Origin of the sequence: Yinghuangia seranimata (genome assembly GCF_029953285.1) — a bacterium.
In the GTDB taxonomy this organism is placed as follows: domain Bacteria; phylum Actinomycetota; class Actinomycetes; order Streptomycetales; family Streptomycetaceae; genus Yinghuangia; species Yinghuangia seranimata.
This window is the reverse complement of record NZ_JASAOI010000010.1, coordinates 79,548-101,256: the sequence shown is the minus strand read 5'-3', so window position 1 is coordinate 101,256 and position 21,709 is coordinate 79,548. Positions and strand designations below refer to the sequence as shown.

Below are 21,709 nucleotides of genomic sequence, written 5' to 3'. Positions count from 1 at the left end.
GGCGGAACCGAGGGCTGGATCGGACTCGAACGAGATCGGCGTGACGCTTTTCGGTGGGCCGGGCACCGCCCTGCGCGGACCGCCGGGGGATCGGGGGCACCATGCGGTATGCGCGTCATACACGGTTGGCACCGTTCGCACGGTCGACTGCGGCGAAGGCGGTACGTGACCCGAGGGTCGCCGGCGTTGTGCCCGGCCGCAGCCCGTTCCCGGGTGGTGCGCCGTGACGCCGATGAAGGCCGTAGGCGGCTTCCTGGCCTTCCCGTTGGTCGTGATCGTCGGCGGACTCCTCGTGATCGCCGCGATCGCCGGCGGACTGCCCGCGTCGAGCGTTGCGGGCCCGCTGAACGCGCTGTACAACGAGGCTCGCGTACCCGCCCAATACCGCCAGTGGATCGCCAAGGCCGGCCAGGTGTGCCCCGAGGTGACGCCGCAGTTGCTGGCCGCGCAGATGGAACAGGAGTCCGGCTGGGACCCGTTGATCGTCAGCCCGGTCGGCGCCCAGGGCATCGCGCAGTTCATGCCCGGCACATGGGCGACGTGGGCGACCGACGGCGACGGCGACGGCACCAAGAGCGTGTGGAGCCCGGCCGACGCGATACTGGCCGCCGCCCACTACGACTGCGCGTTGGCCGCCCAGGTGCGCGGCTACGTCGACTCCGGGCGCGCGCACGGCAACATCCAGGACCTCATGCTCGCGGCGTACAACGCGGGCCCCAACCGCATCGTCGAGTACGGCGGCATACCGCCGTTCGCCGAGACCCAGGGCTACGTGCGCACCATCCGCGCCCTGATGGACAAGTACCAGTCGATCGTCCCGAACGTCCCGCAAGGCACGGGCTTCGGCGCCACCGTCGTCTCGGTCGCGCTGCAACAGCGCGGCCTGCCCTACTCGTGGGGCGGCGGCGACGTCGACGGCCCCTCGGAGGGCTTCGGGCCGACCGGCGCGGGCATTCTCGGCTTCGACTGCAGCGGGCTCGTCATCTACGCGATCTACCAGGCGTCAGGCGGCAGGATCTCGCTGCCGCACTCGTCGGAGATCCAGGTCACGATGGGGCAGGCCGTCCCGCGCGACTTCGCGGTGATGCAGCCCGGCGACGTCATCGGGTTTGATCTGAAGAACAACGGCGACTACGGACACATCGGCATCTACATCGGGAACGGACAGATGGTGCACGCCCCCAAGCCGGGCGACCAGGTCAAGATCTCGAGCCTGACCGACGCCTTCTACGCCGGCGCCACATGGCAGGTCAGGAGGTTCGGGTGAGCGGACCGGGCATGAGCAGCGGCGCCGGAGGCGCGGGCGGCATGCGCGGCGCGGTCGCGGTGCTGGCGTTCGTCGCGTTGCTGGTGGGCGCGGCGCTGTTCGGCGGCTGCGACCTGGTCGGCAAGGAGACCACGTCGCGCGGTGGGGACGCGGCGGCGACCGCGGCCACGAGCGCGTCCGGTACGTCGGCGAGCCCCTCGCCGGTGTCGGTGCCGCCGGCCGAACCGATCCCGCGCGGCACCGCGACCCCGACCCTCCCGCTGCCGTCCCTCGACAAGACCGCGCAGAACGACCCGGGCGCGGTGTCGCAGGCGGCGCTGACGGTGCTGTTCACGTACGACACGACGACCGACACGACGGCACAGGACGCGGCGGTGCGCGCCGAACCGTGGCTCACCCCGAAGTTCGCCGCGTCCCAGCGCCAGCACACCGTGGTCGGCGCGCCCGGCGCGGGATGGACGACCTGGGCGTCGCACAAGGCGTACACGACGACCGCGCTGGAGGCCGGACACGAGGAGACACCGTCCGACCAGCCGACGGCCGCATACCGGCAGTGGATCGTGCGGTACACCCCGGTGGGACGGGACGGATGGAAAGGGGAGCCGACGACCGTGATCGCGTTTGTGACACTCGCCAGGGCGACGGCGAACGACCCTTGGCGGGTGTCGGATCTGCTGCTGCGCTCCTGATGGCGGTCGGGAACGCGGCGTGCGGCGGCCGGACGAGACGGTCCGACGCGTCGCGGTGAACGGGGTGACGAAGGGTGGGGTGGGAACGGATGGGCAACGAAAGGAACGCCCCCGGCTCGGGGTTCGGCGACCTGCCGACGCCTGCGTGGCTGCGGGACCTGGACGACGAGCCGGACCCGGCCGCGGGCGGGTCGGGGTCGGAGCGGACGGGGGAGCGTTCCGGGGAGGCCGACGCGGCGGCGACGGACGCGACGGCGGCTGGGTCGACGGCGGCCGAGGCGTCGGCGGCTGCGCCGACGGCGGCCGAGGCGACTGCGCCGCGTGCGGAGGCTACGTCGTGGCCGTCGACCGACGAGTTGCCCGCTGCGACGCCCGCGGCTGACACACCGCCGCCTGAGGTGCCGCGGACCGCCGCCGAGCCCGCTGCCGCCGAGGACGAGGACGAGGACGAACCCGGCACGTCGACGGGGTCGTTCGGGGCCGTCACGGGCATGGTGCGCAGGAGCACCGCCGACCCGGCGACCGGGGCTTGGGAGACCGCGTCCACGGTCGTGCCGGCGTGGGAGTCGGCGGGCCACACCGAATCCACGCCGGACGAGGGAGGCGAAGCCAGGACGGCCTCGGCTCCGGCGCCGGTCTCGGCCCCGGCTCCGGTCTCGGACGTGGCCCCGGCCCTGGACGCGGGTTCGGACCGGCACGGCACGACGCGGGCTCAGGGCGCCTCGCCGGAACCGGCGGGGGCATGGGATCCGGCTGGCCACATCGATTCCGCGCCTGACGCGGCACGCGAAGCCGCGACGGACTCGGCCTCGGAAGTGGGTTCGGACCGGCACGGCACGACGCGGGCTCACGGCGCCTCGCCGGAGCCGGCCGCCGCGCCGACACCGTCCGTGACCGAGGTGCTGTCCGGCTCGTTCGCCGCCGTGCCGCCGCCGCCCGCGCCGGAGACGCGTGTCGAGCCGCGCGTTCCGCAGCGGCGTGAGCCGGAGCCCGGGCCCGAGACCGCGCCGTACGGCGTGCCGACGGTCACCCGGCCCGCCGCCCAGCACGCGGCCCCGCCCGCGTCGCCGTCCGCTGTGCCTTCCGAGGCGCCGTGGCAGCGGGAGACCGCGTCGGCGCCGCCCGTTCCGCCCGCGTCACCCACGCCGCCGCCCGCGGCCCCGACCGTCCCGCGTCGGTACGAACGGGCGCCCGCACCGGACTTCGAGCCCGACCCGTTCCCGGCCGCGGCGTACGTCACCGAGGGCGCGCCGTGGGACCAGGCATCGGCCGCCGCGGCGGCCCGTACGACGTCCCACACGCCCGACGACGACGTCGAGGACACCCAGCAGCGCTTCATCCGCTACCAGGGCGAGGAGAACGGCTGGGAGGAAGGCGCGCGGCACACCCCGTTGTTCCGCCGACTGGTCATCGTGGCCGTCGTGTTCGCGGTGCTGGTCGCGGCGTTCGTCGTGCTCGCGGTGGTGCACCGCGGCGGTGGCTCCGGCGGCACGAAGCAGTCCCCGACCCCGTCCGGTGGCGGCGCGACGTCCCAACCGCCCGTCGACACCACGCCGGTGCTCCCGGCGCAGGCCCCGCCCGGCTGGTCGAAGAAGGCGGCCTGGCTCGTCAAGGTGGCCGCGCCGAGCGCGAAGGCGCCGACCATCGCGGCGTCGACGACCGCCGTCGCCGTCATCACGACGGACAACAAGGTCGCCGTGCTCGACCCCGCGACCGGGCGCGTCCGCCGCGGCTTCGACCTTCCGGCGGGCGAACACCGTGGCGTGCGGATGGCGAGCGTGGGCGGCACGCCGTCCGTCCTCGTCCAGGTCGGCGGCAAACTCATCTACGCGCCCGCCGACGGGTCCGCCGCACCCACGACGCTCGACCTTCCGGACGGCGCGGTCGTCACGTACGCGGGCGACTCGCCGCTCGTGACCGTCGGCACCGGCGCGCTGGTCGTCACCGACGGCAAGACCGTCGAGGCCAAGGTCCCGGCGGGCGCCACCGCGATGGCCGCGGACGGCACGACGGTGATCTCCGCGGTGCCGTCCGGCCAGTGGTGGCACGCCGTTCCGGGTCAGGAGCCGGTCTCCGTCACGCCCGTGCCACCGCGCACCGGGGCCACGATCTTCCGCATCGCCGCCGCCGGACACGGGCGCGTCGCGGTGATGTGGAGCGGCCCGGACGCCGCTACGGTCACCGTCGTCATGTACGACGCCGACACAGGCCAGGCGCAGATCACCGCCGACGCGCCGCTCGAACAGATGCGCAAGACCGCGTGGGTGTGGGGCGCCGACGGACAGGCCGCCGCGATCGGCTCGCTCGTCTACGACCTCAAGGCCGGAAAAGCCGCGGTACGTAATGGGTTCGCACCGGTCATCGGTTGGGGCAACCTCCTGTACGGACTGACCGGAACCGATCAGCAGACGAACTACGTACTGGACGCCACCGATCCCAACCGACCGCCCACCTCGTTGGGCACCGGAGTGCCGCTCCCGTGGGGGGCGCCCACTGGCCGATTGCTGCTCATCCTCGACGCCACACCGTCCTCGACCCCTACCTTGTACGCGCTCACCCCCGAGCAGAACGGCCCCGCCGCGAGCGGATCCGCACCGTCGGGCGGCACGGGCGCGGGCAAGGCGGGGACGTCGTGACGGCCCGCACGACCGGAACCACAGGACCGACCCGAACGACCGCGACGACCCGAACGCCCCGACGACCGAACGCCCCGACGACCGAACGCCCTTCGAGCCCACCACCGGATCCGACGAACCCCGCCAGGCCAGCCCCACGGACAAGGAGTCCGCGCATGGACCACGCGCTGCGACGCAAGCTGATCACCACGGCCGTGTCGGTGTCGTTGACCGTGGCGGCGTTCTCATCGGCGGGCGCCGCACACGCCGAAGCGGGCCCCGAACCAGCCCCGGCGCCGGGGCAGTCGGGCCCGCCGACGGGCGGCGGACCGGGGCCCGCGCCGAACGACGTACCCACGGTCCCGGCCGCCACCACCCCGCCGGCGGCGCCTCAAGTGCCGGGCGGCGCAGCGGGCGTTCCGCAGCCGGGCCCGGGAACGCCGGTGCCCACGACGCCGACGGCACCTGGCGCCCCTTCCGCACCGACGTCACCCACCGCACCGGCGCAGCCGCCTGCGGGGCCTGCTGAGGGCGGCACTGCGGGCCAGGCGCCCGGCACCGAGCCGCAGACCGGGACGGGCCCTGGGACGGGCACAGGAGTGGGATCCGGCCCCGGAACCGGCACAGGAGCGGGGACCGGCGTCGGCGCCGGGACCGGTCCTGGCGCGGGGACTTCCGTCGGCACCGGCTCCGGGACATCGGTCGGCACCGGCGCGGGGACGGCCCACGGCGGCACCAACTCCGGTCAAGGCGCTGGACGTCCGGACAATCCTGCCGCGCCGGGGTCCGCCACCGCGCCGCTCCCCGGCGCCCCCGCCGCACCGCTGCCCGTCACTGCACGCGGCCCGGTCGCCCCCGCCGACCAACCGCTGCCGGGGCCCGCGTCCGACGCCGCCGCCTCGCAGGGCGGGCTCGCCGTGCCCGGGCCCACGAGCCAACCCGTCCTCGCCGCCGACTACCAGCAGGCCCCGGGCATCGCCCCGGGCACCGGCACGGCGGTCGGAACCGGCCAACCGCAAGGCGCCCAAGCCCTCGTGGCGTTCGGCCCGTTCGTCGCCGACGACCTCCCGCTGCCCGCAGCCGCCCAACCCCTGCCCGCCGCCCAGCCGCTGCCAGGCGCGGCGCCGGGCGGCACCACCGGCCCCGCACCCCTCGCCCCGGCCGCCGACGCACGAGGCGGGCCGGCACCGATGGGCCCCTTCCTCCCCGACGACCTCCCGCTCCCGGCGCCCGCCGCCGACCTCCCGGGCCGCCCCGACACCCCGCGCGGCCCGTCCGTCCCCGAGGTCCCCGAACTCCCGCCCGCCCCCAAGCCGGTCGACCCGATACCGGCCCCGGTCAGCCCCGTCGTACCCCCCGTCGACGACTCCCAGGAACCCCCCGCCGGCCGCGCCAAGCCCCCGGCCGCCCCCAAACCACCCGCCAAGCCCGCCGCCGCCAAACCCCCGGCCAAACCCACCGCCCCGACCCGCCCGGTCATCCCCCTCCCACCCCTCCTCCCCGCGACCCCACCGGAGCCCCCGGCCGCCCCGCCCCAACCCCCGGCCCCCGCAAAGCCTGAGACCCCTCCCCAGCCGGAATCCCCGACCACCCCCGTCGCCCCGGCGCAGCCCGAGACCCCGACGACGCCAGTCGCGCCGACGAAGCCCGAAACGCCGACCACCCCGGCCTCTCCCGCGAATCCTGAGACGCCGACCACCCCAGCCGCTCCGGCGAAGCCAGAAGCCCCGACAGCGCCCGCCGTACCGACGCAGCCCGAAACCCCGGCTGCTCCGGCGAAACCGACGGTGCCCACGACTCCGACCACCCCCACCGAGCCGACCTCACCCGCGCCGACGGACCCGACCACCCCGGCGAAGCCGGCCACGCCACCCACCACGCCCGCGAAGCCGGCCCCAGGCGTCCCGGAGACGCCCACGCCGAACCAGCCGCAGGGCACCCAGCCTCAGGCGCCAACTCCGGTACCGCAGAAGCCTGACCCCGCGCCAACGCAACCGACGACGCCCGCCCCGGCCCAGCCACACGATCCCGCCCCACAGACCCCCGCCCCGGGGACCCCGAAACCCGCCCCCACCACGCCGCCCGCCACCCCGCACCCGACCACGCCTCCAACCACCTCGGCCCCGGTCACCTACACCGCCACCATCACCCCGGCCCCCGCCACCCCCGCACAAGGAACACCATGACCGGCGCCAGACGTGAACGGCAGGCTCCGTCGCCGTCGTCGGACTTAACCCACCCGAACGCCGCGGTAGGGGTTCGCCCGGGACGCGTCCGCTCGGCGGCGTCAGTTCCGCTGTTGGGGCCGCGCGCCGCAGCGCGTGGGGCGGTGTCGGAACGCGGCTACACTCCACAGCGCCGCGTGGGGCTGAACAGCGGTGACCCCGCTTCCCTCGCACGGTTCTCGGTCGGCCGCGTCCACACTCCGTCGGGGCCTGGCGGAGCGGCAGGGCGCGCGATCCCGGGTCGCCCGGAGACGCGTGAACCCGTGCGCGAAGCCTCCTTTCGTGTTTTCCCGCCCGCAGCCTGGACCGGCTGCTCCGGGCGTCGCCACAAGGCCGGTTCGGGCCTGCGGACGGCCGGTTGGCGTCGCGTCCTCCGCACGTGCGAAGAGCCCATACCCTGCCGCGGGCCGGCAGCGGGGGAAAAGCCACCTCCGTGACATCCGACGGCCCGCACACGGGATCCTGAACAGCGCATGACGTTCCCACCACGCAGGAGTTCGTATGACCGACCGACCGCACACCTGGCTCCGCCCGGTCGTTGTGCTGCTGCTGGCCGTCATGGGGGCGTTCCTGCTGGGTGGCACGACAGCGGCGGCCGCTCCGGGTGACGCGGTCGCGGTCGCACGGGCCACGGGCGACGTCACCGTGTGGCAGAAGGCGCCGACTCCGACTCCGACTCCGACACCCACGCCTACGCCCACCCCTCCGGCCACGCCGGGACCGGGCGGCGGTGGTGCGGACTTCTGCTCGCAGCTTCCGAGCCCGGCCAAAGAGGAGTGCCAGAGCCGTACGAGCACTCCGTTGAGCTTCGCCACCGACCCCCTCGGCTCCATCGCGAAGTCGACCGCCGAGGCGGCGGTTTGGTTCATTCAGAAGCTTGCCAAGGCGATCAACGCGACCACCAGCGTCGACTTCACGAACCCCGGGTTCCTCAAGCAGTACGCCGTCGTGTTCGCCGCGTCCGCGTTTCTGACGCTCATTGTCTGGATGGTCGCGGTCACCAAGCGCGCGATTCGCGGGGTGCCGCTCGGGACGGCGATCGGGGAGGCCGTCGGGTATTTGTGGCTGGCGGTCATGGCGTCGGCGTTCACGCCGGCCGTGCTGCATCTGCTGGTTGCCGTCGTGGACTCCATCACGGCGGCGATCGCGACGGGCACGCAGCAGGACACGGACCGTTTCCTGGACGGGTTTTCGAAGGGGTTGGACCCGAACAGCCTCGGCGGCGGCCCCGTCACGCTGATCTTTGTGTCGATGTTCGCGATCCTGGCGGCGATGATCCTGTGGATCGAACTGCTGGTGCGGGCCGCGCTGTTGTACGTCGGGGCGATCCTCGGCACCGTCGTGTACGCCGGGATGGTGGACCGCAACATGTGGGGCCAGGTGCGGCGTTGGGCCGGGATGATGGTGGCCATTCTGTTGGCGAAGCCGATCATCGTGATCGTGCTGGGGCTGGCGATGGCGGCGAGCACCGGTGGGGGAGACGACAAGCTCGGCGGGGTGCTGACCGGGCTGGCGATCATGTTCCTGGCGATCTACGCGTCGGTGATGGTGTACCGGTTCATTCCGGCGTTCGGCGACGACCTGGCGGCGCTGCGGCAGGGCCGCGAGCAGATGAGCGGCGGCGTGAAGGGCGCGGCGGTGCTGACGGGTGGGACGGCGGCGACCGTGCGGGCCGGCATGGGTGTGCACGCCGGTCGTACGGCGAACGCCGCGCCGTCGGCGTCCGGCGGTGGCGTCGGGGCGGCGGGAGGGGCCGCCGGGGCTGTGGCGTCCGGGATTTCAGCGCACGGTGGTGGCGGCGCGTCGGGCGGGGCCCAGTCCGGTGGGGCGACGGCCGCCTTGCGTTCGCCGAAGTGGTTGTCGGGCGGTGAGGGCTCGGGCGGGGCGCCGCCGTCGCCGCCGATGTCGTTGCCGGTCGACCCGGCGCCGGCTCCGCGGGCGCCGCTGCCGCGCAATCCGGAGCCGTAGACTCCGTCCGCCCACGTCCGCGCAGACCTTCGTCGGAGCGCTGTGTCAGGATCGGACCGCCGCGGTCGTGCCGGGGCTTTCCACGTTCCGGTTGTGACGATCCACGAGGACGGTTGCGCGTGTTCGAGCTGGTCACCGCGTTGCGCTTGGCGCCGCCGAAGGTCGCGGAGGCGTTGGTCGAGCGCTTTCGGCCGAAGGTCGTGGGCGTGTTGGAGACGTGGCTCGGGGTTCCCGAGGCCGGGGTGGAGCGGTTGCTCGACGAGGGGGCGGTCGACGCCGTACGGGCGTTGACCGCGCCGACGGAGGAGTACCGGCGGGAGCTGTTGGTGCGGGTGGCCGCGTTCGGGGTGCCCGAGGTGGCGGCGCGCGTGCTGCGCGGGGCGGACGCCGAGGATCTGGAGCTCGTCGACGCGCTGTTGGAGGGGTTGGCGGAGTCCGGCGACCGGCGGTGGGCGGAGCAGGCCGGGCTGGAGCCGCAGTTGCGGGTGTTGTTGCGGCGGGATCCGTACGGGCCGTTGCGCTGGCCGTTCGACGAGCTGGTGCGGCAGGCGGCGTTCGAGTTGTGTGCGCGGGTGCCGTACGCGGTGGCGGTCGACCTGCTCGTGGGTGTGGCGGAGCGGTGCGGCCCGTTGGCGTTGTTGCAGGTCGCCGAGACGCGCCTGGGACACGAGGGCCTGGCGGAGCTGATCCGCGCGGCGGCGGCGTCCCGGAAGCCGGCCGAGACGCTGGCCGCGGCCAGGCCCGAGGGCGAGTGGACGGACCGCACGGCCGTGCGGGCGCTGGTGCGGATCCGGGACGCGAACGGCCGTCCGCCCGCGGAGAAGCCGCCGTTGGACTGGGAGCTGGTCCGCCGTGAGCACGAGCGCCGGCCGTTCTCGCCGGATTCGCTGGTGTGGCTGTCGGCGTGGCCGGGCTGCCCGGACGACCTGGTGGCGCTGGCGACGGAGGCCAACGTCTGGCAGGCGGTGACGCACGCCGCGCGGCTTCCGTTCGAGGTGGTCGGCGACGCCAAGCTGCGCGACCACGACTACCAGTTCCGCAACGCGATGTGGCGCGGTGTGCGGGAGGGCTGGTGGTCCGCCGAGCGGGTGATCGCCGAGGCCGAGCCGGTGGTCGCGGTGCTGGGCGCGCTGCCGTTCCAGGAGCCGGTGGTGGGCGAGGCGGTCGCGAAGGCGTTGGCGCCGCTCGGCACCGAGCCCTCGGCGTGGCTGACGCTGTGTTCGCGAATACCGCGCTACAAGGGCCCGCTGGGTGCCCTGGTCGCGGAGATCGTGGAGGTGAACCCGCGTACGGGCGCCCCGCGCCGCAAGCGCGTCGAGGCGTGGCCGCGCGCGCTTCCGGCGGTGTTCCCGGCGACGGAGCCCGACAACACGAGGCGGCTGTTCCTGGACCTGCTCGGGTGTGTGTCGGAGGACGTGACGGTCGCGCTGGCACCGCACTTCGACGTCCGCGCGGTGCAGCACCTGCTGGCTTTCGGGACGCCGTCGGAGCGGGTGCGGGACGCGTTGGTGGAGGTGTACGGCCAACGGGCGCTGGTGGCGTACGCGTCCGGCCCCGACCTGCCGGAGCCGGCGGCGAAGTGGCTGGCCGCGCAGGCGGACGACGCCGTGGACGCCGCGCTGTTCCGGTACGCCCCGCTGACCCACGCCTTCCGCGCCGACCTGCTCGCCGGACGCCACCACCCGGCGGGCCCCGAACTGCTGGAGGCGCTGGGCGAGGTGCTGCCGCAGCACAACCGCTCCCGGCTGACGGCCGGGATCGGCTCGGGCGACCCGGCGGTGGCCCGGGTGGTCCTGGAGCGGATCCGGCTGGCGACGGAGCCCGCGCGCCTGCGGCTCCTGGAGAAGGTCTGGGCGGGGCACGGCCCCGACGCGGTGGCGGCCCTGCTGGACCTCGGCCGGATGCCGGCCGCGACGACGGCCGCGGTGCGCGGCGACCTCGCCGCGCCGGACGGCCTGGAGCTGCTCCGCGCCCGGCTGGTCGCGGCGGAGGCGCCGGACCGGGTCGTCGCGCACCTGTCCCGCAAGGTGGTGACCACCGGCGCCGCCCACGACCTGCTGCGGCAGTTCGAGGAGGAGGGCGGGGAACTGCCGTGGCCGGAGCTGGCCCAGGCGGTGCGCGACGGGGTCCTCGCCCCCACGGTGACCGGCGCGCTCGCGCTGCGCCCGGAGTGCACGCGGGAGTTCGCGCTCGCCGCCCTCGACGCGCAGCGGCTGCGCATCGAACGCACGGGCCGGGGCGAGCAGTACGACTCCGAGTGGCGCATCCGGCTGACGAAGGCGGGCACGCTCACGCCGGCGGACCTCGTCGAGGGCGCAGCGCAGCCCGGCCAGTACCTGCGGTACGTCGCGGCCGACCCGCAGCGCGAAGGCTCCGGCCCGGAGAGCGAACCCTGCGCCGAGGCGCGTGCTCTGACCGAGCGTCATCTCGGTGACGACGCCGAGGCGTGGACTGTCGCGGTGCGCCTGCTCGAGGAGTTCACCGGCACGCTGCCCGAACTCCTGGCGGTCGCGGGCGCCGCGACCCGCATCGCCTGACCGCGTCGGCACGGCCCGGCCCCCGCAATCGACCCCGTCCCGTCCCCGTTCGACCGAAGGAAGCCCCCAAGTGCGTGAACTGACCGCCGCGCTGCGCCTCGCCCCGCCGCGGGTCGCGGCCGAGCTCGTGGACCGGTTCCGGTCGCAGGCCGAGGAGATCCTGGCCGACCACTCCGGCATACCGCGGCACGCCGCCGCCAAGATCCTCGCGCAGGGCGGCTTCGACCTCGCCGGCTACCTGAACGACACGACGGACGACAGCGCGACGGACCTGTACCTGCGCGCGGCACGGCTGGGCGACCCGCGGACCTCCACCGACCTGTTCCAGATGCGCGACCGAATAGCCGCCTCGGTGCTGGACGAGGTCGTGGCGCACATCGCCGACCCCGACGACCCGGAGTGGCACACCGACAGGGGCCTGGTCCACCTGCTGCGCATGGTCGCGCGGGTCGACCCGGTCGAGGCGATGCGCTGGCCGTTCGCGGTGCTGACGCGCCAGGTCGCCGCCGCGGGCTGCCGCCTCTACCCGTTCGCGGTCGCGATCGACATGTGCGTCGCGGTCGCCGTACGGGGCGGCCGCGACGCCCTGCGGGACCTGGCGAACCACGACCTGGGCCACCCCGGGCTGGCCGACATGGTGCGGGCCGCCGCCAACGTGGAGTCGCCGACCGCCTACCTGGCCGAGCGCCGCCCGCCGGGCGAGTGGACCGACCGGGCGGCGGTGCGCGCGCTCGGCGCGGTGCGGCACAACACGAGCAAGGTCAGCCCCGAGGACGTCCCGCCGCTGGACTGGGACGCGGTCCTGCGGGAGCACGAGCGCCTGCCGTTCGACCGGAACCCGATGGCGTGGGTGACCGGATGGGCGGGCTGCCCCGAGGAGTTGGTGCGCGAGGCGTTCGCAGTCAACGTGAGCGGCACCGTCGAGCACGCGGCGGCGCTCCCGTTCGACCTGCTCACCAGCGCGAAGCTGCTCGACGAGGAGCAGTGGTACTTCACCAAGGGGGTGCGCCGCTGGGTCGCGAACGGATCCCTCGACACGGCGCGGATGTTCAAAGAGGTGCCCCGCGCCGGGCTGGTGCTCGCCTCGCTGCCGTACGGCGAGCCCGGCGTCGCCGAGGCGGTCGCGGAGCTCCTCGCCCCGCTCGGCACCGACGCGGGCAACTGGCTGACGTTCTACGCGCGTTTGGCCCGCTACACGGGGACCGCCGCGGAGTTCGTCGCCGAGGTGGCGTCGGGGACCGGCAAGCGCAGCGTGCGCTGGCCCCGGCCGCTGGAGCCGGCGTGGCCGGCGACGCACGCGGAGAACACCCGGGAGACGCTGCTGGCCGTGCTGCAGTGCATGCCGGACGACGTCCTCGTCGCGCTCGCGCCGCACCTGGACCTGCGCGCGGTGCAGCACCAGCTGGTGTTCGGCAACCCGTCGGACCGGGTCCGCGACGCGCTGCTGGAGGCCCACGGCCCGGCCGGATACGCCGCGTTCGGCGCCACCGCCCGGCACACCCCCGAGGTCCGGGAGTGGCTGCTCGACCAGGACGTCCCCGAGTGCGACGCCGCGTTGTTCCTGCACGGGAACATCAGCATGAAGGAGCGCGTGCGCCTGCTGGACGGCACCCGCCGCGACGGCACCCGCGGCCCCGTCCCCCAGCCGATGCTGGACGCGCTCGAGACGGTCAACCTCGGGCACTACCGCGCGCACGTGGTCGCGGGCCTGCCGTCCGGCGACGCGGGTGTGGCGCGCGTGATCGCGGAGCGCCTGCGGCTGGGCACCGAAGGCGGCCGGCTGCGCCTGCTGATCGCCCTGTGGGAGCGTGAGGGGGCGGACGCCGTCGGCCCGGTCCTGGACCTGGAGCGGATGCCGGTCAAGACCGTCAAGACCGTCCGGGAGGCGCTCGCCGAACCGGACGGCCTGGACCGGCTGCGCGCGCTGCTGGCCGTCGAGGACGCGCCGGAGAACGTCCTCAAGCGGCTGCGCAAGCGCGCGGACGACCCGGAGGCGCTGGTGCGCAAGGTCGCGGGCGAGGGCCTGCCGATGCCGTGGACGGAGCTCGCGGAGGCCGCCGACGAGGGCCTGCTGACCCCCGTGATGGTCGCGGCGCTGGCCGACCGCAAGGACTGCTCGCGGGAGTTCGCGCTGGCGGCGGTCCGTGCCACGGTCGGCCACGGGCACGCCACGTGGCACCGGCTGGACTCGCTGCTGTACCGGAAGACGCTCACGCCGGTGGACGTGCTGTTGGAGGCGCCCGAGGTGAGCCGGTTCCTGAACGACCTCGCCATCGACCGGCGTTACTACAGCCGCCGCACGTGGAGCGAACCGTGCGCCGAGGCCCGGGAGTTGACCGAACGTCACCTGGGTGGGGACACCGACGCGTGGGCGGTGGCGATCCACCTGTTCGACAGCTTCCACGGGACGTTCCCGGAGCTGCTGGCCACCGCGTCCGCCGCGTCCGCCTGACGACCGGGGCGGGCACGTACCGCCGGAACGGCGCGCGGCCCCGTCCCGGCGGTACGTCCGGGCGGGGCCGCGCGTTCGGCGAGCCGCGGGTCAGTCGGCCGCGGCCGCCGCCTTCTCCGGCGCCTCGTCGACGGTGCGGCGGGGGCCGGTGAACCAGGTGCGGGCGCTGAGGAACCACCACAGGGTGATGCCGATCAGCACCGTGCCGAGCGCGATCGGCGAGTAGTTGACGGCCGTCCAGTCGAACTCGTCCTTGCCGGGGATGCCGGCCGGCGAGAACGGCAGGACGAAGTACACCGAGATCACCGCGATCTCGCTGACCGCCACCCAGCACATCCACTTGTACTTCGGCCCCAGGTTCCACGGTCCGACCTGGAACGACTCGCCCTGCCGCAGCCGCAGCCAGATCGGGATGAGGAACGCGAGGTACAGGCCGATGACCGCGACCGAGGTGACGGCGAGGAACGCGGTCGGCTGGCCGTTCGGGCTCTTGTAGAGGGCGGGGAGGGTCAGTACCGCGGCCGCCACGGTGCCGCCGAGGACGGCGTTCACCGGCGTGCGGTTGGCGTCGACCTTGGACCACAGCTTCGACCCGGGCACGCCGCCGTCCCGGCTGAACGCGTAGCCCATCCGCGACAGGCTGGTCACGCAGCTCATGCCGCACAGGAACTGGCCGACCACCGAGATCAGGATGACGGTCTTGGCGAGCGCCGAGCTGAGCGCGGTGGTGAGCAGGACGTTGATCGCGCCGCCGCCGCCGTTGATCGCCTCGACGTCGGTGGCGGCGAACAGGAAGGCGAGCAGCAGGATCCAGCCGCCGATCGCCGAGTAGAAGATCGACTTCCACAGGCCCTTCGCGGCGCTGACCGACGCGCCCTTGGTCTCCTCGGACACGTGCGCGCACGCGTCGAAGCCGGTGATCGTGTACTGCGTCAGCAGGAAGCCCATCGGCAGGATGAAGAACCAGAACCACGACTCGCCGAAGCCCGAGTTGTTGATGCGCTCGGTGAAGACGAACGACGCGCTCTGGTGCGAGTCCGGGCCGAACAGCAGGATCGCGACGACGACCAGGACGCCGAACACGTGCCAGTACACGGAGACGTTCTGCAGCAGGGCGATCAGGTGGTGGCCGAAGATGTTGATCAGCGCGTGCAGGGCGAGGATGCCGAGGAAGATGTAGAACGTCGCGTGCAGGTCGCCGGTGTCCCAGCTGCTGTCGTACATGCCGACGAGGATGCTGGTGAAGGACGCGCAGCCGTAGTCGACGGAAGCGGTCACCGCGATGAGGCCGACCAGGTTGAGCCACCCGGTGTACCAGCCGTGCACCGGCTTGCCGAGCTTGGCCGCCCACCAGTAGATGCCGCCGGCCGTCGGGTACGCCGAGACGAGCTCGGACATGCAGAACCCGATGATCAGGATGAAGCCCGCGATCACCGGCCATCCCCAGGTGATCGCGATCGGGCCGCCGTTGTTCCACGCCTGGTAGAAGGTCGTGAAGCAGCCCGACAGGATCGAGATGATCGAGAACGAGATCGCGAAGTTGGAGAAACCGCTCCAGCTGCGCGACAGCTCCTGCTTGTAGCCGAGCTGGGCGAGCCGTTCCGCGTCGGCGTCGGCCTGCGGGGCGGGCGCGTTGCCGGGTACGTCCTCGGGCACGGTGGTCGCCATGGCACCTCCTGGGGATGGGTCGGGGGACGGAGCGGGACACATGGGGGGCCGGTCAGGGGCGGCCGCGGGAGGGTGGTCCGGTACGTCCGGCCGCGCACGCCAGCAGCGCGCCGAAGTCGGCGGCGTCCAGCGCGGCGACGGCCCGAGCCCACTTGTCGGCGGCCTCGCCCTCGTAGTCGAACCCGGGGGACGCGGCGGCGCCGGCGAGCAGGCCGTGGTGGACCGCGAACCACAGGGTCCAGGCGATGTCGGAGGCGATCCGGTAGAGCCGCACCCGCGCCAGCAGCGGCGCGGTCAGCTCGGCGCCGAAGTAGCCGGCGGCCAGCACCTCGACCAGGTCGGGGGACAGGCACGCCTCGGCGGCGATGTCGCCGAGCTCGAAGGCGGGGTCGTTCATGCCGGACAGCTGGTAGTCGATGATCCGCACCCGGTCGCCGTCGTCCAGCAGGTTGGCGGGCAGCAGGTCGTTGTGGCACGGGACGGCGGGCAGCGGCGCGGCGGCCACCGCCTGTTCGATGCGGGCCAGGTCGGCCAGCCGGTCGGCGTAGTCGGGCGGCACCGGCAGGTCGTGCCGCCGGCAGCGGTCGAGGAGCTCCTCGGCCTTGCGGAAGACGTCGAAGCCGTTGTCGAACCGGGCCGTGCCCGTGTGCAGCCGGCGGCAGGCCGCCGCGATCCGCGCCAACCGGTCGGGGTCGGTCAGGTCGGCGGCGGTCAGGGTGCGGGCGTCGATGAACTCCAGGACGACCGCCGGAGGTTCCACGACCACGCCGACGACCCGTGGGCCGACGCCGGCCCGTGCCGCGGCGACCGTGTTGGCGATCTCCCGTTCGGCCGGGACGCCCAGTCCGGCGGCGCTGACCGCGGGGTCCAGGACGCGCAGGATCCACCGCTCGGGACCGGCGTCGACGCGCACGACGCGGTGGCTCAGGCCGCCGGTGAGCGGTGTGAAGACCGGGTCCTGGCCGGGGGTGACCCCGGCCCGGACCAGCAGGTCGGCGAAGCCGGGAGGCGGCGGTCCGACGGGACCGGCACCGCCGGGGGTGGGAACCGGGGCAGCCGTCACGGTGTGTCCAAGCGGTCGGCGCTAACTGAATGGGTTGCCCTTAACCCATTCGAAACACGGCAGGCGTCAGGGCGTTTGCTGAGCAGGTGCTGGGGACTCGCGGCAGGGCTTTGACGTGCGGTGCTCCGGAAGTCTGCGAGTCTCGGCGAGCGGCGTCAAGAGTTCGCTCAGGGGAACTTTGGTCCGACCGATGCACCAATTGGTATGTCCTTTGGCGGGGTTCGGGTGATAGGAACGGCGGCATGCCCGACGACACTCCCGTCGCGACCGCCCCGGACGCGTCCCTGCGCGGCCGCGCGTGGCGCGGCGTCGCCGACACCATCCGCGCCGGCGGCTACCGGCAGGGCGACCGGCTGCCCTCGGAACGCGAACTGGCCGACCGGTTGGGCGTGAGCCGCTCCACGCTCCGGCTCGCGCTGCACGACCTCGAACGCAGCGGCTTCGTGGTGCGCCGCCCCGGACGCGGCGGCGGCACCTTCGTGGCCGCCCCCAAGGTCGAGCGCGACCTCGGCGCGTTCAGCGGACTCGCCGACTACATCCGCCGCCAGGGCCTGGAGGCCGGCGCGCGCATCCTGTCCGTCAGCCTCGCCCCCGCCGACGCGCGCGTCGCCGCCGCGCTGCGGCTCGCCCCCGACGCGCTCGCCGTGCACATCACCCGCGTCCGGCTCGCGGACGGCGAGCCCATAGCGCTCGAACGCTCCCGCTTCCCCGCCGAGTTGTTCCCCGACCTGGCCGAACAGGCGCTCGGTGGCTCGGTGTACGAGCTGCTGCGTGACCGCTACGGCCGCGCGCCGCAGCACGCCGTGGAACGCATCGAGCCGGTCGCGGCCGACCACGAGATGGCCGTGCTCCTCGAAATCCCCTACGGCACCCCGTTGCTGGCCATCGAGCGGACCGCCTACGACGCGTCCGGCGTCCCGGTCGAGCACGCCGACGACCTGTTCCGCGGCGACCGCACCCGCGTCGTCGTGTGGACCACCCACGACCACGACCACCGACCGGAAGGACCCACGCCGTGACCCGCGAACTGCCGTCCCGTGCCCGGATCGTCGTCATCGGCGGAGGCGTCGGCGGCACCAGCGTCGCCTACCACCTCGCCCGGCGCGGCGAGACCGACGTCGTCGTCCTCGACCGCGCCGAGCTCACCAGCGGCTCGACCTTCCACTCCGCGGGCCTGGTCGGCCAGCTGCGCGCCGACCCGACGCTCACCCGCATGAACATGTACTCCGCCGAGCTCTACCGCGAGCTGCAACAGGGTGAGAACCCGCCGGGGTTCGTCGAGTGCGGCGGCATCCGGCTCGGCTGCACGCCCGAGCGCATGGAGGAGATCCGCCGGCAGATCGGCTGGGCGCGCACCGTCGGACTGCCGCTCGTCGAGATATCCCCGGCCGAGGTCCGTGAGCTGTTCCCGCTCGCGAGCACCGAGGGCGTGCTCGGCGCCGCCTACCTGCCCACCGACGGCTACGTCGACCCGTCGCAGCTGACGTACTCGCTCGCCGCCGGAGCCCGCGCGGCAGGCGTCACCATCGCGACCCACACCCGCGTCGTCGCGATCGACACGCACGGCGGCCGCGTCGTGCGGGTGCGCACCGACCGCGGCGACATCGAGACCGAGGCGGTCGTCGACTGCGGCGGCATCTACGCCGCCGAGATCGCCCGCATGGCGGGCGTCCGCGTCCCGGTCGTGCCGATGTCGCACCAGTACCTGGTCACCGAACCGCTGCGTGAGCGCGACGGAACCCACCTGCCCACGCTGCGCGACCCGGACCGGCTCGTCTACTTCCGCGAGGAGGTCGACGGCCTGCTCATGGGCGGCTACGAACGCACCTCGAAGCCCTGGGCGCTCACCCGCGGCTCCCGCGACGCGGTGCCCGCCGACTTCAACGGGCGGCTGCTCGCCGAGGACTGGCCGCGCTTCGAGGAGATCGCCGAGAACTCCGCCCTGCGGGTGCCCGCGATGGCGTCGGTCGGCGTGCGCAAGCTCATCAACGGCCCCGAAGCCTTCACCCCGGACAACGAGTTCGTCCTCGGCGAGAGCGAGGTCGGCGGGTTCTACGTCGCCGCCGGCTTCTGCGCGCACGGCATCGCCGGCGCGGGCGGCATCGGCCAGGTCATGGCCGCCTGGATCCTCGACGGCGAACCCGGCCTGGACGTCCACCACATGGATATCCGGCGATTCGCCACCCACTACCGCTCGCCGGGATACACACTCAAGCGCACGGTCGAGAACTACGAGAGCTACTACGACATCCCGTTCCCGGACGCCGAGCGCACCGCCGGCCGCCCGCTCCGCGTGTCGCCCGCCTACGCGTGGCACGTCTCACACGGCGCGGTGTTCGGCGAGAAGGCCGGATGGGAGAGGGTGAACTACTACGCGCGGTCCGCCGGATCGCACGAGCCCGGGGGGTCCGGGCAGCCGGGGGAGGAACGGATTGGTGAGGATGGGCGGCACAGTCAGGGGGCAGGACTCGGGACGCGGCCCCACGGTTGGGCCGGGCGGGACCACGCGCCCGCCGTCGCGGAGGAGCACGCCGCGACCCGCGCCGCGGCCGGCCTCTTCGACGAGTCCTCGTTCGCCAAGATCGAGGTGACCGGGGCGGGTGCCGCCGGACTGCTCGAATGGCTGTGCGACAACCGGGTCGCGCGCGACGTGGGCGATGTGACGTACACGCAGATGCTCAACGCGCGCGGCGGCATCGAGGCCGACCTGACCGTCACCCGCACCGCCGAGGACGCGTTCCTGGTGGTCACCGGCACCGCCTCCGGGACGCGCGACCTGGCGTGGATCCGCGCGCACGCGCCGCGCGACGGGTCGGTGCGGGTCTCCGACGTCACCGGCGCGCTCGCCTGCTTCGCCCTGTGGGGGCCGCACGCCCGCGACCTGCTGGCCCCGCTCACCCCTGACGACCTGTCGGACGCGGCCTTCCCGTACCTGACGTCCCGTGAGACCACCGTCGGCGACGTGCCGGTGCGCGCCGGGCGGGTCACCTTCGTCGGCGAACTGGGCTGGGAGCTCTTCTGCTCCGCCGAGTACGGCGCCGCGCTGTGGCGCACGCTCGCCGAACTGCCCGGCGTGACGCCCGGCGGGTACCGGGCGATCGAGACGCTGCGGCTGGAGAAGGGCTACCGGGTGTGGGGCACCGACCTGACGCCCGAGACCAACCCGTACGAGGCCGGCCTCGGCTTCTGCGTCAAGCTCGACGAGGCCGCCAAGCCGGGCGGGTTCCTCGGCCGTGACGCGCTCGTGCGGGCCCGTTCCGAGGGACTCGCCCGCAAGCTGGCGTGCCTCGTCCTGGAGGACCCGCGCGCGGTGTGCCTGGGACGCGAACCGGTCTGGCTGGACGGCGCGGTGGTCGCGCGGGTGACCTCCGGCGGCTTCGGGCACACGGTCGGGAAGTCGATCGCGTACGCGTACCTGCCGGCCGACCGCGCCAAGCCCGGAACGCCCGTCGAGGTCGAGCTGTTCGGCGACCGCTACGCGGCCGAGGTGGGGCCCGCGGTGCTCTACGACCCCGCGGGGCTGCGGGTACGAGGCTGAGCCGCATCCCTCGCGCTCCCGCGAACCGCCAACTCGGAAAATCCGTAGGTCGTTTCATCGGATCTCACTAGGGTGGTCGACCGTGACGAAGCTGAACCAGATCATCGCCGTCGAGAAGGGCGTCAAGGCCAAGGCCTTCCAGGACCTGACGCAGGCGCACCACGACCTGCAGAAGGCCACGCTGCTGTCCGGCATTTCGCGCACCTACCAGGCCAAGGACGAGGAAGGCGAGCAACTGCCGCCCGAGTCCACCCGCGTGCAGGTCAAGGCCGAGGACGTGCTGCGCGCCACCGCGGCCACCCTGACCCGGCTGTTCGACGTCACCGCGACGAAGGACTGGTCCAACCGCGAGGCGTGCGCCGACGTGGTGGTCGCCGGCACCACGCTGCTGCGCGAAGTCCCGGTCTCCTACCTGCTTTTCCTCGAGAAGCAGCTGGTAGACCTGCACACGTTCGTGCGCAAGCTGCCGGTGCTCGACGCCGCCGAGACCTGGACGCAGGACCCGTCGACGGACGCGTGGCGCACCGAGCCGGTGCGCACCGTCCGCACGAAGAAGGTGCCGCGGAACCACGTCAAGGCCGAGGCGACCGCGGAGCACCCGGCGCAGGTCGAGATGTACTTCGAGGACGTCGCCGTCGGCTACTGGACGACCGTGAAGTTCTCCGGCGCGCTGCCCGCCCGCCGCATCAACGAACTCCTCGACCGGGTCGAGAAGTTGCAGCACGCCGTCAAGTTCGCCCGGGAGGAGGCGAACAGCGCCGAGGTGACCGACCGCAGCGTCGGCGCCGTGGTGTTCGACTACCTGCTCGGGTAGTCTCACAGACTCCCGGGGCCGCCGCTCAGGTCGGCGCCGGGACGCGCCAGGAGCGCAAAGCTCACGCTGAGGCTCGTTGTCACAACGCGGTACGGTGCAGGTTCGAATCCTGCCCCCGGCACACGCACGCCGGGGTGGCCCAACTGGCAGAGGCAGCCGCGGTCCTCGTCAACTTCTCGCTCCAGTCTGAGTATTCGCCACCACGGCCCGGATCGCCCGGGGTCGGGCGGTCGTCGTCGGATGCGGGTTCGACTCCCGTTCTCCGCGCTTCGTGCGGAGATGGTCCAATGGGAAGACACGGCGATTTCAGAATGACCCGGCCTCTTAAACGTGCCGGGCCACACGATCGGTGGCACACCGGGGCCCGGGGGCAGGCTAGACCCCCGGGCTCCACCAATTCACTCCCACTCCAGGGTGATTCGCGAAGAGTAATCGCGTGACTGCGGAGCGTGATATTCTCGGCCCCTGGGAAAACGAACCGATTGCGAACTTCACGGATCAGTCGTGATTTCGTCCGGGTTCCATGACGAGGCCGCCGCCGCCCGCCACCCCGGGTCCCCCGTTGATGTTGTGTGCGGTATCGCCTTCTCACTCCGTCGAGTGAGGAAGCGGTACACCGTTCGACGCACACGGAGGTGTCCCGTGAGTACTTGGGGCTGGAAGTGCCTGATCACGTCGTGTCCGACCATTCGCGGCAAGGACCGGCAGCGCTACCGCTCGGCCCACGCGGCGTCCGTCGCGGGGCGGGCCCACAGCACGGCGACCGGCCACCCCACCCAGGTCGTGGAATTCCGTTGAGCACACCGCGGCGGGGGGGGGGGGGCGGGGGGGGCCCCCCCCCCCCCCCCCCCCGCCGCGTCCTACGTCGGGGGC

13 protein-coding genes are annotated in these 21,709 nt (G+C 73.6%); 11 read left to right on the top strand and 2 right to left on the bottom strand.

Annotation, left to right across the window (positions count from 1 at the left end):
- Positions 1-232: 232 nt before the first annotated feature.
- From QI554_RS06725 to QI554_RS06695, 7 genes are all read left to right on the top strand, one after another.
- On the top strand, positions 233-1,267 hold the full coding sequence (locus tag QI554_RS06725; protein WP_281467428.1) for a C40 family peptidase: 1,035 nt from the start codon (positions 233-235) through the stop codon (positions 1,265-1,267).
- Positions 1,264-1,956 carry a hypothetical protein gene (locus QI554_RS06720; protein WP_281466943.1) on the top strand — a complete coding sequence of 231 codons (693 nt, stop codon included), beginning with the start codon at positions 1,264-1,266 and terminating at the stop codon, positions 1,954-1,956. Before QI554_RS06725 ends, QI554_RS06720 begins: the two co-directional genes overlap by 4 nt.
- An 89-nt stretch (positions 1,957-2,045) precedes the next feature.
- A complete protein-coding gene (locus tag QI554_RS06715; protein ID WP_281466941.1) occupies positions 2,046-4,592 on the top strand; it encodes a hypothetical protein in 2,547 nt (848 codons plus the stop codon).
- A gap of 896 nt (positions 4,593-5,488) precedes the next feature.
- Positions 5,489-6,757 carry a hypothetical protein gene (locus tag QI554_RS06710; RefSeq protein WP_281466939.1) on the top strand — a complete coding sequence of 423 codons (1,269 nt, stop codon included), beginning with the start codon at positions 5,489-5,491 and terminating at the stop codon, positions 6,755-6,757.
- Between the two features lie 540 nt (positions 6,758-7,297).
- Entirely contained in the window at positions 7,298-8,764 is a 1,467-nt protein-coding gene (locus QI554_RS06705) for a hypothetical protein (protein ID WP_281466937.1), read from the top strand.
- Between the two features lie 119 nt (positions 8,765-8,883).
- A complete protein-coding gene (locus QI554_RS06700; RefSeq protein ID WP_281466935.1) occupies positions 8,884-11,301 on the top strand; it encodes a hypothetical protein in 2,418 nt (805 codons plus the stop codon).
- A 70-nt stretch (positions 11,302-11,371) separates the two neighbouring features.
- The gene (locus QI554_RS06695) at positions 11,372-13,753 is read left to right on the top strand and encodes a hypothetical protein (protein WP_281466933.1); all 2,382 of its coding nucleotides are present in this window, start codon (positions 11,372-11,374) and stop codon (positions 13,751-13,753) included.
- A 90-nt stretch (positions 13,754-13,843) separates the two neighbouring features.
- Here QI554_RS06695 and QI554_RS06690 read toward each other — a convergent pair whose 3' ends face one another.
- Both QI554_RS06690 and QI554_RS06685 read right to left on the bottom strand, forming a co-directional pair.
- Entirely contained in the window at positions 13,844-15,421 is a 1,578-nt protein-coding gene (locus QI554_RS06690) for an amino acid permease (RefSeq protein ID WP_281466931.1), read from the bottom strand.
- 52 nt (positions 15,422-15,473) lie between these two features.
- Complete coding sequence (locus QI554_RS06685) at positions 15,474-16,484, bottom strand: phosphotransferase (protein WP_281466928.1); 1,011 nt, start codon at positions 16,482-16,484, stop codon at positions 15,474-15,476.
- Positions 16,485-16,726: 242 nt separating this feature from the next.
- Between QI554_RS06685 and QI554_RS06680 the strand changes: the two genes are divergently transcribed.
- The 4 genes from QI554_RS06680 to QI554_RS06665 all read left to right on the top strand — a co-directional run bounded on the left by QI554_RS06680 (position 16,727) and on the right by QI554_RS06665 (position 21,634).
- Positions 16,727-17,503, top strand: a complete 777-nt coding sequence (locus QI554_RS06680; RefSeq protein ID WP_281466926.1) for a GntR family transcriptional regulator — start codon at positions 16,727-16,729, stop codon at positions 17,501-17,503.
- The gene (locus QI554_RS06675; RefSeq protein WP_281466924.1) at positions 17,500-20,022 is read left to right on the top strand and encodes a GcvT family protein; all 2,523 of its coding nucleotides are present in this window, start codon (positions 17,500-17,502) and stop codon (positions 20,020-20,022) included. The genes QI554_RS06680 and QI554_RS06675 overlap by 4 nt, the downstream gene beginning before the upstream one ends.
- An 82-nt stretch (positions 20,023-20,104) precedes the next feature.
- Positions 20,105-20,836, top strand: coding sequence for a DUF7873 family protein (locus QI554_RS06670; RefSeq protein WP_281466922.1), 732 nt, complete (start codon positions 20,105-20,107; stop codon positions 20,834-20,836).
- Between the two features lie 642 nt (positions 20,837-21,478).
- On the top strand, positions 21,479-21,634 hold the full coding sequence (locus QI554_RS06665) for a hypothetical protein (protein WP_281466920.1): 156 nt from the start codon (positions 21,479-21,481) through the stop codon (positions 21,632-21,634).
- The last annotated feature ends 75 nt before the right edge of the window (positions 21,635-21,709 follow it).

Bases quoted from the DNA above. Each gene is read 5' to 3' on its own strand.
- QI554_RS06725 (WP_281467428.1), top strand. From the start codon at position 233: ATGAAGGCCGTAGGCGGCTTCCTGGCCTTCCCGTTGGTCGTGATCGTC.
- QI554_RS06715 (WP_281466941.1), top strand. From the start codon at position 2,046: ATGGGCAACGAAAGGAACGCCCCCGGCTCGGGGTTCGGCGACCTGCCG.
- QI554_RS06705 (WP_281466937.1), top strand. From the start codon at position 7,298: ATGACCGACCGACCGCACACCTGGCTCCGCCCGGTCGTTGTGCTGCTG.
- QI554_RS06690 (WP_281466931.1), bottom strand. From the start codon at position 15,421: ATGGCGACCACCGTGCCCGAGGACGTACCCGGCAACGCGCCCGCCCCG.
- QI554_RS06680 (WP_281466926.1), top strand. From the start codon at position 16,727: ATGCCCGACGACACTCCCGTCGCGACCGCCCCGGACGCGTCCCTGCGC.